The sequence below is a fragment of the Pseudomonas sp. ADAK13 genome, from assembly GCF_012935715.1.
Classification (GTDB): domain Bacteria; phylum Pseudomonadota; class Gammaproteobacteria; order Pseudomonadales; family Pseudomonadaceae; genus Aquipseudomonas.
This window is the reverse complement of record NZ_CP052860.1, coordinates 3,899,897-3,914,146: the sequence shown is the minus strand read 5'-3', so window position 1 is coordinate 3,914,146 and position 14,250 is coordinate 3,899,897. Positions and strand designations below refer to the sequence as shown.

At 61.3% G+C, this 14,250-nt stretch carries 13 protein-coding genes; 4 read left to right on the top strand and 9 right to left on the bottom strand.

Going from position 1 to position 14,250, the window contains the following annotated elements; genetic code table 11:
- The first annotated feature begins 50 nt into the window (after nt 1-50).
- The gene (locus HKK54_RS18125; protein ID WP_169387386.1) at nt 51-3,521 is read left to right on the top strand and encodes a hybrid sensor histidine kinase/response regulator; all 3,471 of its coding nucleotides are present in this window, start codon (nt 51-53) and stop codon (nt 3,519-3,521) included.
- Between the two features lie 102 nt (nt 3,522-3,623).
- Here the strand turns inward: HKK54_RS18125 and rmuC are convergent, their stop codons facing one another.
- Nucleotides 3,624-4,988 (bottom strand): DNA recombination protein RmuC, encoded by a 1,365-nt coding sequence (gene rmuC / locus HKK54_RS18120; protein ID WP_169389301.1) that lies wholly within the window; start codon nt 4,986-4,988, stop codon nt 3,624-3,626.
- Between the two features lie 175 nt (nt 4,989-5,163).
- Entirely contained in the window at nt 5,164-5,487 is a 324-nt protein-coding gene (locus HKK54_RS18115) for a hypothetical protein (protein WP_026078187.1), read from the bottom strand.
- An 846-nt stretch (nt 5,488-6,333) separates the two neighbouring features.
- Between HKK54_RS18115 and HKK54_RS18110 the strand changes: the two genes are divergently transcribed.
- The 3 genes from HKK54_RS18110 (at nt 6,334) to HKK54_RS18100 (ending at nt 8,743) form a co-directional block, all read left to right on the top strand.
- Nucleotides 6,334-6,558 (top strand): hypothetical protein, encoded by a 225-nt coding sequence (locus tag HKK54_RS18110; RefSeq protein WP_003214941.1) that lies wholly within the window; start codon nt 6,334-6,336, stop codon nt 6,556-6,558.
- A 266-nt stretch (nt 6,559-6,824) separates the two neighbouring features.
- On the top strand, nt 6,825-7,307 hold the full coding sequence (locus HKK54_RS18105; protein ID WP_010176450.1) for a hypothetical protein: 483 nt from the start codon (nt 6,825-6,827) through the stop codon (nt 7,305-7,307).
- Nucleotides 7,308-7,453: 146 nt separating this feature from the next.
- Entirely contained in the window at nt 7,454-8,743 is a 1,290-nt protein-coding gene (locus HKK54_RS18100; RefSeq protein WP_169387385.1) for an OmpP1/FadL family transporter, read from the top strand.
- Between the two features lie 65 nt (nt 8,744-8,808).
- Here HKK54_RS18100 and HKK54_RS18095 read toward each other — a convergent pair whose 3' ends face one another.
- The 7 genes from HKK54_RS18095 to cobU all read right to left on the bottom strand — a co-directional run bounded on the left by HKK54_RS18095 (nt 8,809) and on the right by cobU (nt 14,096).
- Nucleotides 8,809-9,360, bottom strand: coding sequence for a glutathione peroxidase (locus tag HKK54_RS18095; RefSeq protein WP_010176452.1), 552 nt, complete (start codon nt 9,358-9,360; stop codon nt 8,809-8,811).
- 150 nt (nt 9,361-9,510) lie between these two features.
- The gene (locus tag HKK54_RS18090) at nt 9,511-10,710 is read right to left on the bottom strand and encodes an MFS transporter (protein WP_169389300.1); all 1,200 of its coding nucleotides are present in this window, start codon (nt 10,708-10,710) and stop codon (nt 9,511-9,513) included.
- A 62-nt stretch (nt 10,711-10,772) separates the two neighbouring features.
- The gene (locus HKK54_RS18085) at nt 10,773-11,177 is read right to left on the bottom strand and encodes a MarR family winged helix-turn-helix transcriptional regulator (protein ID WP_010176454.1); all 405 of its coding nucleotides are present in this window, start codon (nt 11,175-11,177) and stop codon (nt 10,773-10,775) included.
- 42 nt (nt 11,178-11,219) lie between these two features.
- A complete protein-coding gene (locus tag HKK54_RS18080; protein ID WP_169387384.1) occupies nt 11,220-11,948 on the bottom strand; it encodes an adenosylcobinamide-GDP ribazoletransferase in 729 nt (242 codons plus the stop codon).
- A 2-nt stretch (nt 11,949-11,950) separates the two neighbouring features.
- Entirely contained in the window at nt 11,951-12,526 is a 576-nt protein-coding gene (gene cobC, locus HKK54_RS18075) for an alpha-ribazole phosphatase family protein (protein ID WP_010176456.1), read from the bottom strand.
- A complete protein-coding gene (gene cobT / locus HKK54_RS18070) occupies nt 12,523-13,578 on the bottom strand; it encodes a nicotinate-nucleotide--dimethylbenzimidazole phosphoribosyltransferase (RefSeq protein WP_169387383.1) in 1,056 nt (351 codons plus the stop codon). The genes cobC and cobT overlap by 4 nt, the downstream gene beginning before the upstream one ends.
- Nucleotides 13,575-14,096 (bottom strand): bifunctional adenosylcobinamide kinase/adenosylcobinamide-phosphate guanylyltransferase, encoded by a 522-nt coding sequence (gene cobU / locus HKK54_RS18065; protein ID WP_169387382.1) that lies wholly within the window; start codon nt 14,094-14,096, stop codon nt 13,575-13,577. Before cobU ends, cobT begins: the two co-directional genes overlap by 4 nt.
- Nucleotides 14,097-14,250: the final 154 nt, after the last annotated feature.

Here is a 14,250-nt window from a genome sequence, read left to right as displayed (position 1 = left end):
CTGTTCGCCCGGGCCGGGAATGCCCGGGCGTTCTTATGTCTGGAGTTCTCATGACGCTGTCCAGCGGGCTGATCGCCGCCGTTGCCCTGGCCTATATGGCCATTATGTTTGCCATCGCCTTCTACGGTGACCGTCGCCACGCGCCGTTGCCACCGCGCATGCGTGCCTGGGTGTATAGCCTGTCGCTGGCGGTGTATTGCACCAGCTGGACGTTCTTTGGTGCCGTAGGCCAGGCGGCCGAACAGTTGTGGGCGTTCTTACCGATCTACCTCGGACCGGTGCTGCTGCTGGTGCTCGCGCCGTGGGTCCTGCAGAAGATGGTGCTGATCAGCAAGCAGGAAAACATCACTTCCATCGCCGACTTTATTGCCGCCCGCTATGGCAAATCCCAATCCCTCGCGGTGGTGGTGGCGCTGATCTGCCTGGTGGGCGTCCTGCCTTATATAGCCTTGCAGCTTAAAGGCATCGTGCTGGGGGTGAACCTGCTGATCGGTGCCAGCACCGATACCACCGGCACCCGCTCCCAGGACACAGCGCTGATCGTGTCGTTGGTATTGGCGTTGTTCACCATTGTGTTTGGTACCCGCAACCTGGACGCCACGGAACACCACCGGGGCATGGTGCTGGCGATTGCCTTTGAATCCCTGGTCAAGCTGTTCGCGTTTCTCGCCGTGGGTGCGTTTGTGACCTACGGCCTGTACGACGGTTTCGAAGACTTGTTCAGCCAGGCGATGCTCGCGCCACGGCTGGAGGAGTACTGGAAAGAAACCGTCAACTGGCCTTCGATGGTGGTGCAAACCGGCGTAGCCATGATGGCGATCATCTGCCTGCCCCGGCAGTTTCACGTCACCGTGGTCGAAAACATTGACCCTCAGGACCTGCGCCTGGCCAAGTGGGTGTTCCCGGCCTATCTGATCCTGGCGGCGCTGTTTGTGATCCCGATTGCCCTCGGCGGGAAGATGATGCTTCCGGGTTCGGTATTGCCGGATTCCTACGTGATCAGCCTGCCGCTGGCCGAAGCCCATCCGGCCCTCGCTGTGCTGGCGTTTATCGGCGGTGCCTCGGCGGCCACGGGCATGGTGATCGTCGCAAGCATCGCGTTGTCGACCATGGTTTCCAACGACATGCTGTTGCCCTGGCTGCTGCGCCGCTCCAGCGCAGAACGGCCATTTGAGGTATTTCGTCACTGGATGTTGTCGGTGCGTCGGGTGAGCATTGTGATCATCCTGCTGCTGGCTTACGTCAGTTACCGGCTGCTGGGATCCTCTGCCAGCCTTGCAACGATCGGGCAGATTGCCTTCGCCGCCGTGACCCAACTGGCACCGGCGATGCTGGGTGCGCTGTATTGGAAACAGGCCAACCGACGCGGGGTATTTGCCGGGTTGGCGGCGGGTACGTTCCTGTGGTTCTACACCTTGGTCCTACCGGTCACCGCGAAAAGTCTCGGCTGGTCGTTCAGCCTTTTCCCCGGCATGACGTGGCTGCATTCACACCCGTTGGGTCTATCGGTGACTTCTCTGACGTTGGGCACCGTATTTTCCCTGGCGGGTAACTTCACGTTGTTCGTGTGGGTCTCGATGCTCTCGCGCACGCGGGTGTCGGAGCATTGGCAGGCCGGGCGCTTTATCGGCCAGGAAATCAGCCAACGGGCCAGCGCCCGCTCGATGCTCTCGGTGCAGATCAACGATTTGCTCAGCCTCGCGGCGCGGTTTGTCGGTGAAGAACGGGCTCACCAGAGTTTCGTGCGTTTCGCCTACCGCCAGGGCAAAGGCTTTAACCCCAACCAGAACGCCGACAACGATTGGATCGCCCACACCGAACGCCTGCTGGCCGGTGTGCTGGGGGCCTCATCGACCCGGGCGGTGGTGAAAGCCGCCATTGAAGGCCGGGAAATGCAGCTGGAGGACGTGGTACGCATCGCCGACGAAGCGTCGGAAGTGCTGCAGTTCAATCGGGCGCTGTTGCAAGGCGCCATCGAAAACATCACCCAGGGCATCAGCGTGGTGGACCAGTCCCTGCGGCTGGTGGCGTGGAACCGGCGCTACCTGGAGCTGTTCAATTACCCCGACGGTTTGATCAGCGTGGGCCGGCCGATTGCCGACATTATTCGCTACAACGCCGAACGCGGGCTGTGCGGCCCGGGCGAGGCCGAAGTGCACGTGGCGCGCCGCCTGCACTGGATGCGCCAGGGTCGCGCGCACACGTCCGAGCGGCTGTTTCCCAATGGCCGGGTGATCGAACTGATCGGCAACCCGATGCCGGGCGGCGGGTTTGTCATGAGTTTCACCGACATCACTGCGTTCCGCGAAGCCGAGCAGGCACTCACCGAGGCCAATGAAGGGCTGGAGCAGCGGGTGACCGAGCGTACCCATGAACTGTCCCAACTGAACGTCGCGCTGACCGACGCCAAGGGTGTCGCCGAGACCGCCAGCCAGTCAAAAACCCGGTTCCTCGCGGCGGTCAGTCACGACTTGATGCAGCCGTTGAACGCCGCCAGGCTGTTCTCCGCCGCCCTCTCCCACCAGAACGACGGCATGTCGGCCGATGCCCGGCAGTTGGTGCAGCACCTCGACAGTTCGCTGCGTTCGGCGGAAGACCTGATCAGCGACCTGCTGGATATCTCGCGCCTGGAAAACGGCAAGATCAATCCGCAGCGCCAGCCCTTCGTGCTCAACGAACTGTTTGATACGTTGGGCGCCGAGTTCAAGGCGCTGGCCCAGGAGCAGGGTTTGCGCTTCCGATTGCGGGGCAGTCGCTTGCGGGTGGACAGTGACATCAAGTTGCTGCGGCGGGTATTGCAGAACTTCCTCACCAACGCGTTCCGCTATGCCGACGGGCCGGTGCTGCTGGGTGTCAGGCGCCGTCGCGGAGAGTTGTGCCTGGAGGTGTGGGACCGTGGTCCCGGCATCCCCCAGGACAAGCAGAAAGTCATCTTCGAAGAATTCAAACGCCTGGACAGCCATCAGACCCGCGCGGAAAAGGGCCTGGGCCTGGGCCTGGCGATTGCCGACGGCTTGTGCCGCGTGCTCGGGCATCGCTTGAGCGTGCGCTCATGGCCCGGCAAGGGCAGTGTCTTCAGCGTCCGCGTGCCGTTGGCGCGCACCCAGGTCAGTGCACCCGCCAAGCCGGCGCTCGAAAGCGGCCAACCGCTGAGCGGCGCCCAGGTGCTGTGTGTGGACAACGAAGAAAGCATCCTGATCGGCATGCGCAGCTTGCTCACGCGCTGGGGCTGTGAAGTCTGGACTGCCCGCGACCAGGCGCAATGTGCCGCGCTGCTGGCGGAGGGCGTACGGCCGCAACTGGCCCTGGTGGATTACCACCTCGACCACGGCGAAACCGGCACCGATCTGATGGGATGGCTACGGGCGCAATTGGCGGAGCCGATTCCGGGTGTGGTGATCAGTGCCGATGGACGGCCAGAGATGGTGGCGCAGGTGCATGCGGCGGGGCTGGATTACCTGGCCAAGCCGGTGAAGCCGGCGGCGTTGCGGGCGTTGTTGAGCCGGCACCTGCCGCTCTGACCCTGTGGGAGCTGGCTTGCCTGCGATGCAGGCGGCTCGGTCTCTGCAGTGAAACCGATTTGATACCCTCGCAGGCAAGCCAGCTCCCACAAAGGCCGGTGACTATTCCGGCAGCTGCGCCACGCCGTCTTCGTCGGTCATCGCTCGCTCCAGCAGGTCAGCCGGCAGGCTTTTGCTGGCGCGGGCACCGAGCAGCTTCAATTGCTCGGTACGGCTGACCAGGTTTCCGCGCCCATCTGTCAGCTTGTTGCGCGCCGCGCTGTAGGCTTTTTCCAACTGCTGCAGGCGGTTGCCCACCTCGTCCAGGTCCTGGATAAACAGCACGAACTTGTCATACAGCCAACCGGCGCGCTCGGCGATTTCCCGGGCGTTCTGGCTTTGCCGTTCCTGTTTCCACAGACTGTCGATGACCCGCAAGGTGGCCAGCAGCGTGGTGGGGCTGACGATCACGATATTGCGGTCGAACGCTTCCTGGAACAGGTTAGGCTCCGCTTGAAGCGCCGCCGAAAACGCGGCTTCGATGGGCACGAACAGCAGCACGAAATCCAGGCTGTGCAGACCTTCCAGGCGCTTGTAGTCCTTGCCGGCCAGGCCTTTGACGTGGTTACGCAACGACAGCACGTGTTGTTTCAGGGCGACCTGGCCGATCGCTTGATCGTCCTCGGCGACGTACTGCTGATAGGCGGTCAGGCTCACTTTGGAGTCCACCACCACCTGCTTGTCACCCGGCAGCATGATCAACACGTCGGGCTGGAAGCGCTCGCCGTCCGGGCCCTTGAGGCTGACCTGGGTCTGGTACTCGCGGCCCTTTTCCAGACCGGCGTGTTCCAGCACCCGCTCCAGAATCAATTCGCCCCAGTTGCCCTGGGTTTTCTGGCCCTTGAGGGCCCGCGTCAGGTTGGTGGCTTCATCGGACAGGCGCAGGTTCAGCTGCTGCAGGCGCTCCAGCTCCTTGGCCAGGGAGAACCGCTCGCGGGCTTCGCTCTGGTAGCTTTCTTCGACGCGCTTTTCGAACGACTGGATGCGTTCCTTGAGCGGGTCGAGCAATTGGCCGAGGCGTTGCTGGCTGGTCTCGGCGAAGCGCTGCTCGCGCTCGTCGAAGATCTTCCCGGCGAGCTCGGCGAACTGCGCGCGCAGTTCATCGCGGGAGCCTTGCAGGTCGTTGAGGCGTTGCTGGTGGCTTTCCTGCTGCTCGCGCAGTTCTGCGCGCAGGGACGCGGACAGGGCGTCCAGGCGGCGCAGCTCGGTTTCTTTGGCGGAACGGTCGAGGTTCCAGGCGTGGGCGGCATCGCGAGCGTTGTCGCGGTCGATCTGCAGCAGTTCGACTTCGCGGCGCACGGCCGCCAGGTCGGCCTGTTTGGCGGCGTTGGCCTGGCTCAGGTCGCTGATTTCGTCACGGCTGGCGTCCAGTTGCGCGGCAAGCCCTTCCTGGGCCAGCTGTGCGGTGGCCAGGCGCTCTTCGAGCAATTCCCAGCCGGCCATTCGCGCAGACAGTTTCCGCTGGATCTGCCAGCACAGGCCCAATAGCGGCAATCCAGCACCGGCGAGACCCAGCACAACACTGGTCCAGTCAAAAGCCATAGCGATTCCTGCCGTCACCCGAAAAGAAGAAGGTTAACCAAGCCTGCGCATCGAGGACAGCTCAGTCTTCGATCTGGCCCAATTCACGCTGGGCGATGCGGTCGCCGGCGCGAGCGGCCTGGCGCAGCAGGTCGTGGCCGATGCGGCGGTCCCGGGCGTTGCCGCACTCGCGGCACATCAATTGGCCCAGACGGCTTTGCGCCACTACCACGCCAGCGCGGGCCGGTTGCTTGAGCAAATGCCCGGCGAAATGTTTGACGTTGGGGCTATGGCCCAGGCGCGGGCTGTCGAGCAACCACAAGGCGACTTTCAGGGAGAAACGCTTGGGTGCGGTAACAACCTGAGGGCTGTCGGTAACAGAAGGTGATACTGAGCGAAACTTCATAAAGCACTGTGGGACAGAACGGAAGGCGCGCCACTCTACTCTTTTTTTCGCACAGGTAAAGCTGAAAAAAGCCTGCACGCCCGTTCTAGAGCAAGCGCTTGGGACAATCCACAGAAGCTGTGGATAACTCAGTGGACAACCGTTCTGTAACTCCCGCAAAGGCCCATGGAACGGGGGCCGCAGTCAAACTGACGATTTTTTCACCAATAAAAAAAAGCTCGATTTTTCATTGACTTAAATTTTAGTTGCAGGCACCCGGGGGCACTACAGGGCTTATGTCAGTGCGGTTACACAGTGCGCAACCAATGTGCACAACTACCCACCTTGCGGTTATATCCACCGAGTTTTTTGTCCGATCGGAGGCTCAGATATGTTACCGGCGCACCGAGGCCAGAAAAGTTTTTTGCCTATCACACTTTCTTTCCACGTTTCAATCCGTTACTATCCGCGGCGTTAGTACCAAGCTGAAAGTCAATTCTGGTCGAACAACTCCCTCACGGCACCGCCGACAAAAAGGGATCGACCACCTCGATGGTTTCCAGGTATCACTTGCGACGACACTGCCTTTGAACAATGCAAAGGGTGTCGCGAAGTACCCATACTCTGACCGAACCAGCCTGCAAATTGATCAGGATCTTCACCCCGGGCCCAGAACCTTTGCCCCTGTTGTGTTGCCTGCCCTCCTAAGTACCTACCTGCCAGCCCAAGCGCGCCAACTTAATAGCGCTTCAAACTGGCTGCTTTGTTCCAGTCGGGTTCTTCGCTTGATCAATGGTGATCAGCGTCACTGGAACGTTTTAACGTTGCACGGTTCTTAACCGTGTCATTTGTAGGAACACCAATAATATGTCCACTCAAATCCACACTCAGGATGCCATTCGCACCCTCACCAACGCTTTTGCACCAATGAACTGCCTGATCATGGCCGCTCGCAAAGGCTGCTTCAGCTTTACCCTGGTCAACGAACACGGCATCGCTCGTCACAGCGAACGCCTGTACCCCGATCAATACTCCAGCGCAGAACCGCTGCAGGCCGTGATCGATCGTACTCGCCAGGCACTGGTTGCCTGATCGACCCGGATCGCTGAAACACAAAAACCCCGGTTAAAACCCGGGGTTTTTTATTGCCTGAAATTCAGTCGCGCTAAGTTTAAATTGATATAAACGATATAACTAAATGATGAAAATATTTTAAAAACAGTCCTTTACGTCGTAACTATGACACTACACTTCAACTCAAGCGGCATGATCCGCTTCCGGCGAGCCTGAGATCCGATTCACTGCTGCCAAGCCCCCCTCTCAGGTATCGCCGACCAATTTCATGGATTGAGGCTTTTATGGGCATCGCCGCCAGCGAATTGTGTCGTTATGTGATCCGGCCCACCCTGCTGTATCTGGGTCGCCATAACCCGACTGCCGAATCCCTGCTGCTGGGCATCGCTGCCAGCCAGTCGGCGCTCGGTTCAGCCCTGCACGACCGCCGCGGCCATGGCCTCTACAGCATTACCGAACCGCGCCACCGCGCCTTGTGGGACGACTACCTGGCGCTCGACCCCGAGCGCGCCAGCCTGGTTCGTGGCCTCGCCAGCCAGCACGCGTTCCTCAGCGGGCCGCAGCTGGAGCTGACGGTCAACCTGCGTTACGCCACCGCCATCGCCTGGCTGCTGGTGGAACAACACCGCCCTGCCCTGCCGCCACCCGACGATGTTTTGGCCATGGCGCGCATCTGGAAAGAAATATTTCACCCCCAGGGCCGACTTCGGGATTTCACTCAGGCCTGGCAAACCTGTGTTTCACCCATGAATCACGTCGCCTGTTGACCGGGCGATTTGCAAGATTCGGCTAAAAACGTTGATTTTGGTCGGATTGTCCTACAAAACCGCTCTATCTCCTATGTTTCAGCCTATAGCGCAAACATAAATTTATTGTTACTTTCCGCAGCGGTGATCACCACGGAGTTCTAATAATGAAAAAAGTAATGCTCAAGACGACACTTAGCCTCGCCGTTGCAATGGCCTCTTCCCACGTGTTCGCGAGCGGCTTCGCCCTCAACGAACAGGACGTTGCCGGGATGGGTACCGGTTTTGCGGGACGTTCTTCATCTGCCTATAACGCAAGCACCGTTTATGGTAACCCTGCCGGTATGGCTCGCCTCGAAGGCCAGCAAGTTACAGGTGGTGTTGCAGCGATCGATGCCTCCACCAATATCAAAGATGTCAGTGGCCGCTCCAGCGGCAGCAACAAAGGCGACATGGTGCCTTTCACTGCCGTTCCTTTCGGTTTCTACACCAATAAACTCAATGAGCAATGGGCTGTCGGTTTCGGCGTCTATGCACCATTTGGCCTGGTGACTGATTACGAAAATGGCTTCCAGGGCAAAGCATTCGGCAGTAAGAGCGAAGTGAAGGTCATCACCTTCCAGCCAACCGTCAGCTATGCCTTCAACGACCGGGTTTCCATTGGTTTTGGTCCGACTATCAACCGTATCTCCGGTACGCTTGAGTCCGACATCAACCTGCCAATCGCGGGTACCGGCTCCAACAACATCAAGATCAAGGGTGACGACACCGCGCTAGGCTTCAACGCCGGCCTGCTGGTACAAGCCACTGACACCACTCGTGTGGGCCTGACCTACCACTCGAAAGTGAAGTACAAGCTCGAAGGCCATACCGAAGTGACCAAAGGGACCAACGTTCCTGCCAGTCTCTTGAACAACGGCCGCTACGACGCCTCGCTGAAGATCGACACGCCTGAATCCTGGGACCTGTCCGTTACTCAAGACTTGAGCGACGCCTGGAAACTCTATGCGGGCGCAACCTGGACGCGCTGGAGCCGACTGAAAGACATCACCGTCAATAACGAAGGCGTCTCGGCCGCCGCGGGCAGCGGTGCCTTGGCTCCGCAAATTGTCGGCAGCATCAAGGAAGAGCAGAACTGGCACGATACCTGGGCCTACGCCCTGGGTACTTCGTACCGTGTGACCAAGCAGGTGGTACTGCGTACCGGCCTGACGTTCGACCAATCGCCGACCAACAACACTGATCGCTCGCCGCGCATCCCTACCGGTGACCGGACGATCTTCAGCCTCGGCCTGGGCTACGACGTAATGCCGAACATGACCATCGACCTGGCTTACTCCTACCTCAAGGAAGAACCGGTCAAAGTTGCACGCTCTAACGCACTGGGCCAGTCCTACAACGCCAAGTACGAAAACAGCGCCAACGGTTTCGGCCTGGGTGTGACGTACAAGTTCTGATGTAAAGCGACATGAAAAAGCCCCGCTCTCTTGCAAAAGAGGCGGGGCTTTTTAGTGGGCGCTGATCAGGGCTTCGAAGCCAGCGCCTCTTCCACCGCCTTGATCAAATCGGGGCTATCCGGCTTGGTCAGGCTGGAGAAGTTGGCAATTACCTTGCCCTGGCGGTCCACCACGTACTTGTAGAAATTCCACTTCGGCGCGCTGCTCTGCTGCGCCAGGATCTTGAACAGATGCACCGCGTCCGGGCCCTTGACCTTCTGTGGCTCGGTCATGGTGAAGGTCACGCCGTAGTTCACGTAGCAAACCTTGGCGGTTTCCTCGCCGGTCTTGGCTTCCTGCTTGAAGTCGTCGGACGGCACGCCAATCACTTCCAGGCCCTGGCCCTTGTAGCGCTGATACAAGGCTTCGAGCCCTTTGAACTGTGGCGCAAACCCGCAGAAGCTGGCGGTGTTGACGATCACCAGCGGCTTGCCGGCGAAGCGTTGGCACAGGTCGATGGATTCCTTGGCGCGCAGCTTGGGCAACTGGCCTTCAAGCAACGGTGGGCAATCGGCGGCCATGGCGACGCCGCCAAAAGCCACCATCAGAGCGGGTACTGCAAGCCAGCGCATGTGCATGTCACCTGTCCTTGAAAAATCTCAGACACAGAACTTAACAGATCGCCATGCCCAACTGCATCAACGCCAGGCCGCCCTGCTGCCAGCCCCACCACGCCAACAGCAGCAAGACTCCTGCTCCTGCTGCGCCGAGCCACTGCCAGGTCGAATTCATGCCACCCCCATTTGCGCCTGCAAACGTGCCACCGGGCGCTCGCGCACCGGCCAGTTCAAGGCCGCGGCCACCAGGCTCAGGACGATTGCCACTTGCCAGATCAAATCGTAACTACCGGTTCGATCATAGACCACTCCGCCCAGCCAGCCGCCGAGGAACGAGCCGAGTTGGTGGAACAGGAACACGATCCCACCGAGCATGGAAAGGTTTCTGACCCCGAACAAGGTCGCGACCGTACCGTTGGTCAGCGGTACCGTGGACAGCCACAAGAAGCCCATTGCCATGCCAAACAGGTAGGCGCTGGTTTGCGTCACGGGCGCCCACAGGAAGATCACAATCACCACCGCCCGCAGCAGGTACAAACCGGTCAGCAAGCGCGGTTTGGACATGCGCCCGCCGAGCCAGCCGGCGGTATAGGTGCCGAAGATATTAAACAGCCCGATCAATGCCAGCACCGTGGTGCCCACGGAAGCCGGCAAGTGCTGGTCCACCAGGTACGACGGCAAGTGCACACCGATAAACACCACCTGGAAACCGCAGACAAAAAAACCGAACGCCAACAACCAGAACCCTGAATGGGAACAGGCCTCACGCAAGGCCTCGCGCAAAGTTTGTTGACCGGCCACCGCTGGCAGCGGGCGGTCCTTGAGCATGGTCACCAACGGCACGATCAACGCCACCATCACTCCCAGCACCAGCAATGCGGCGGACCAGCCAAGCCAGCCGATCAAACCGAGGGTGCCCGGCAACATGGCGAACTGGCCGAACGAGCCGGCGGCGCTGGCGATACCCATGGCCATGCTGCGCTTTTCCGGCGCCACGGCACGCCCCACCACCCCGAGGATCACCGAGAACGAGGTACCCGACAGGCCAATACCGATCAGCAAGCCGGCGCTCAGGGACAACGACCACGCCGAGTCCGACAAGCCCATGAACACCAGGCCCAGCGCGTAAAGCACGCCACCGATCATCACCACCTTGGCGGCGCCGAAGCGGTCGGCCAGGGCGCCAGTAAACGGCTGCGCCAGGCCCCATATGAGGTTTTGCAGGGCAATGGCAAAGGCAAAGGTTTCTCGGCCCCAGCCGAACTCGGCACTCATGGGCGCCAGGAACAAGCCAAAGCCATGCCGTACGCCGAGGGACAATGCCAGGATCAGCGCACTCCCCACAAGAATCCAGCCGCTGGTGCGCCACATCGAGGTCATTTCTTATTCTCCATTCGCGGGTATATACCCGCTTGTCATCGAACAAACCCGCGTCAAGCGAGTTCATCCAGCAAGGCCAACAGGGTTTCGCGCTTTTCGGCGCCCAACTGATCAATCAATTTCTGCTGCGCCGCTTCCCAGGCCGGCAATGCCGCGGCAAGCCGTTCGTTGCCCGCCTCGGTCAGCAGCACCAGGCGGTTACGCAAGTCATCGCCCTCCACCAACTGCACCAGGCCTTCGCCCTCCAGCACCCGCAGGTTGCGCCCCAGCGTGCTGCGATCCAGGCCCATGGCATCCGCCAGGCTGGAAATGCTCGGTTGATCGAGGCGCTGCAGATTACACAGCAGAGAATACTGGGCAACGTTGATCCCGAAGCCGTCGAGAGCGCCGTCGTAATGCCTGCTGACGCCACGAGCGGCGCGACGCAGGTTGGTGCATAAACATTGGGAGGCAAGCATGGAGCGTGTATATACCCGGGATTAATGAAATGCAAGAAACTGTTACAGCGCCAGACCGATCAACACCGCGACTTCCAGCAGTTCCAGCAGCGCGCCAGCGGTGTCGCCGGTGGTGCCGCCGAGGCGATTGACCATCAGTTGGCGCAAGCCGATAAAGCACAGGGCCGCCAGCAACACGGCAATCCCGCCACTGAAGCCGCCGATCAGGATACACGCCAGACCGCTGAGGATCAGCACCTGTTGGCCGACGATGCGTGGCAGATGATCCGCCAACGCCTGCCCCAACCCACCGGCACGTACGTACCGCGTGGTGAGAAACAGCGCCAGCATCGACGCGCGACCGATCAACGGTGCGAGGATCAGCGCGGCGCCGTTGTGTTGCTCGATCAATGCCACCAATGCGGTGAATTTGAGCAGCAACACCAGGCCCAGGGTGACCACCGCGATCGGCCCGCTGCGCGGGTCTTTCATGATGGTCAGGGTACGCTCGCGGTCGCCGAAGCCACCGAGCCAGGCGTCAGCGCTGTCGGCCAGGCCGTCCAGGTGCAGGCCGCCGCTGAGCAACACCCACGCGGTCAACAGCAGCGCGGCATGCAGCAGCAAGGGTGCGCCCATCAACACGGCGTTCAAGCCCCACAGCAGTAGCCCGAACAACAGCCCAACCACGGGATAAAACAACAACGAGCGCCCTAACTCCTGCGGTTGCGGCATGCCCGGCAAGCGAATCGGCAGGCTGCTGAGGAACTGCAAGGCGATCCAGAACGGCAGCATGTTTAGATTCCTTCCTTTAATACGCCATCCGCCTCGACCTGCAGGCTGAACAGGGCACCGTGGCCGACTTCGACATTCAACAACTGCTCACGCGGCAAACCGCGCGCCTGGGCGAGCAATAAACGCATGACCCCGCCGTGGCTGATCAGCAGCACGCGCTGGCCGTCATACGCTTGATACAAGCGCGCGACTGCGCCCAGTACTCGCGCGGAAAACTGCGACACCGGCTCGCCCTCGGGCGGTGTGAAGCGGTAGGGATCGGCCCAGAACAGTCCCAGCGCGTCGGCGTCAGTCTCCATCAAGGCCGCAGCGCTCTGCCCTTCCCAGGCGCCGAAATGCAGCTCCTGCAAATCCTTTTCCAGCGTGACCGGCAGATTAAGGCGCGCGCCCAGCTCCTCGGCAAATCGCGCACAACGTTGCAACGGCGAACTGACCAGACGGTCCCACGGGCCCTGCTCCACCACCGCCGCACGCATCTGTTCCCAGCCCCTGGCGGTGAGCGCGTCGTCCAGGCTGCCGCGCAAGCCGCCGCCCAGTTCGGTTTCGCCGTGGCGCAGCAGGTCCAGGTGCAGGGTCATGCCGGGCGGTCCGCCACGGCTGCTTCGGCGAAGGTTGCCATCTGCCCGTGCAGCGCACAGGCCAGGCGCAGCAACGGCACGGCCAGCGCAGCGCCACTGCCCTCGCCCAGGCGCAGGCCGAGTTCCAGCAGCGGTTCAGCATTGAGGCTTTGCAGCACGTGACGGTGACCGGGCTCGGCACCGCGATGGCCGAACAGCAGCCATTCGCGACAGGCCGGGTTAAGGCGCGTGGCGACCAGTGCGGCAACTGTGCAGATAAAGCCGTCCACCAGCACCACCACGCCCGCTTGGGCGCAGGCCAGGTAGGCGCCCACCAGCGCGGCAATTTCGAAGCCGCCGAGGTTGAACAGGGTTTTCAGCGCGTCATCACGGTCGCCGGCGTGCAGGGCCAGGGCGCGTTCGATGACGGCGACTTTGTGGCTGACGCCCTGGGCATTCAGGCCGGTGCCCGGGCCAGTGAGGTCACTGACCTGGCAGTCCAGCAGCGCGCAGGCCAGGGCGCTGGCGGCGGTGGTGTTGCCGATGCCCATTTCGCCGCCAATAAACAGCTGCGCGCCGCTCGCAATAGCGCGGTGCACGCTATCGCGGCCGGCTTGCAGGGCCAGTCGGCCCTGGGCTTCAGTCATTGCCGGGCCATTGGCGAAGTTGGCGGTGCCGGCACCGATGTTAAGGTGGCGCACGCCGGGCAGGTTCAATGTGGGGGTGATGGTGCCAAGGTCGACCACTTCCAGTTTCGCGTCGAGTTGGCGCGCCAGCACGCTGATGGCGGCGCCGCCGGTGACGAAGTTGTGGAGCATCTGGCCGGTGACTTCCTGGGGGAAGGCGGAGACCCCTTCGGCGACGACGCCGTGGTCGCCGGCGAAGATAGCGATCCACAAGTGGTCGACGCTGGGTTTGACCTGGCCCTGGAGGCCGGCCAGTTGTACCGCGACGGCTTCCAGCTGGCCGAGGGAACCGGCGGGTTTGGTCAGTTGCTGCTGGCGGGCCAGGGCTTGCTCGTGAGCCCGCGGGTCGATTGCTTTGCAGGGGTTGAGCCACCAGGTGTCGGTCATAACGCAGTACCTTTTAAAGTCAGGGGCAGGCCGGCGACGGTCAGGACAACGCGCTGACAACGTTCGGCCAAGGCTTGATGCAGCCAACCGGCTTCATCGACATAGCGGCGAGTCAATTCGCCCAGCGGCACGACACCCATTCCGGTCTCGTTGCTGACAAAAATGATTTCTCCTGGCAGGGAGGCCAGGGCTTGCAGCAGGGCTTCGCGCTCTTCCTTTAGACGGTCGGGGTCTTCGAGCATCAGCAGGTTGGTGAGCCATAGGGTCAGGCAGTCGACCAGCAGGCAATGGTTCGGGCTGGCGTTTTCCTTGAGCACGCGGGCCAGTTCGATGGGCTCCTCGATCAGGCCCCATTCGGCAGGGCGACGCTCGCGGTGGTCGGCGACACGCGCACTCATTTCGCCGTCCAGGGGTTGGCTGGTGGCGATGTAGGTGACGCTCAGGCCGCTGTCGGTGGCGAGTTTTTCAGCCAGGCGGCTTTTGCCGGAGCGGGCACCGCCGAGGATCATTTGGAGCATGGCTGGAGCCTCTGTTTTTGACGGTGTGTGTATCCGTTATTTTCGTAACGGCGGCTATGGGTTCCGCCCTTATGGCGGGTCACTTTTGAAAAGAGCCGGAATGCCGGCCCAGCCAAAAGTAACCAAAAGGCTCTTGCCCCACCACTCGGCACCT

What these genes read in the sequence shown, in the direction of transcription:
- HKK54_RS18105 (WP_010176450.1), top strand. Translation starts at nt 6,825, where the DNA reads ATGGGCATCGCCGCCAGCGAATTGTGTCGTTATGTGATCCGGCCCACC.
- cobU (WP_169387382.1), bottom strand. Translation starts at nt 14,096, where the DNA reads ATGCTCCAAATGATCCTCGGCGGTGCCCGCTCCGGCAAAAGCCGCCTG.
- cobC (WP_010176456.1), bottom strand. Translation starts at nt 12,526, where the DNA reads ATGACCCTGCACCTGGACCTGCTGCGCCACGGCGAAACCGAACTGGGC.
- HKK54_RS18095 (WP_010176452.1), bottom strand. Translation starts at nt 9,360, where the DNA reads ATGCACATGCGCTGGCTTGCAGTACCCGCTCTGATGGTGGCTTTTGGC.
- HKK54_RS18110 (WP_003214941.1), top strand. Translation starts at nt 6,334, where the DNA reads ATGTCCACTCAAATCCACACTCAGGATGCCATTCGCACCCTCACCAAC.
- HKK54_RS18080 (WP_169387384.1), bottom strand. Translation starts at nt 11,948, where the DNA reads ATGCTGCCGTTCTGGATCGCCTTGCAGTTCCTCAGCAGCCTGCCGATT.
- HKK54_RS18125 (WP_169387386.1), top strand. Translation starts at nt 51, where the DNA reads ATGACGCTGTCCAGCGGGCTGATCGCCGCCGTTGCCCTGGCCTATATG.
- cobT (WP_169387383.1), bottom strand. Translation starts at nt 13,578, where the DNA reads ATGACCGACACCTGGTGGCTCAACCCCTGCAAAGCAATCGACCCGCGG.
- HKK54_RS18100 (WP_169387385.1), top strand. Translation starts at nt 7,454, where the DNA reads ATGAAAAAAGTAATGCTCAAGACGACACTTAGCCTCGCCGTTGCAATG.
- HKK54_RS18090 (WP_169389300.1), bottom strand. Translation starts at nt 10,710, where the DNA reads ATGTGGCGCACCAGCGGCTGGATTCTTGTGGGGAGTGCGCTGATCCTG.
- HKK54_RS18085 (WP_010176454.1), bottom strand. Translation starts at nt 11,177, where the DNA reads ATGCTTGCCTCCCAATGTTTATGCACCAACCTGCGTCGCGCCGCTCGT.
- HKK54_RS18115 (WP_026078187.1), bottom strand. Translation starts at nt 5,487, where the DNA reads ATGAAGTTTCGCTCAGTATCACCTTCTGTTACCGACAGCCCTCAGGTT.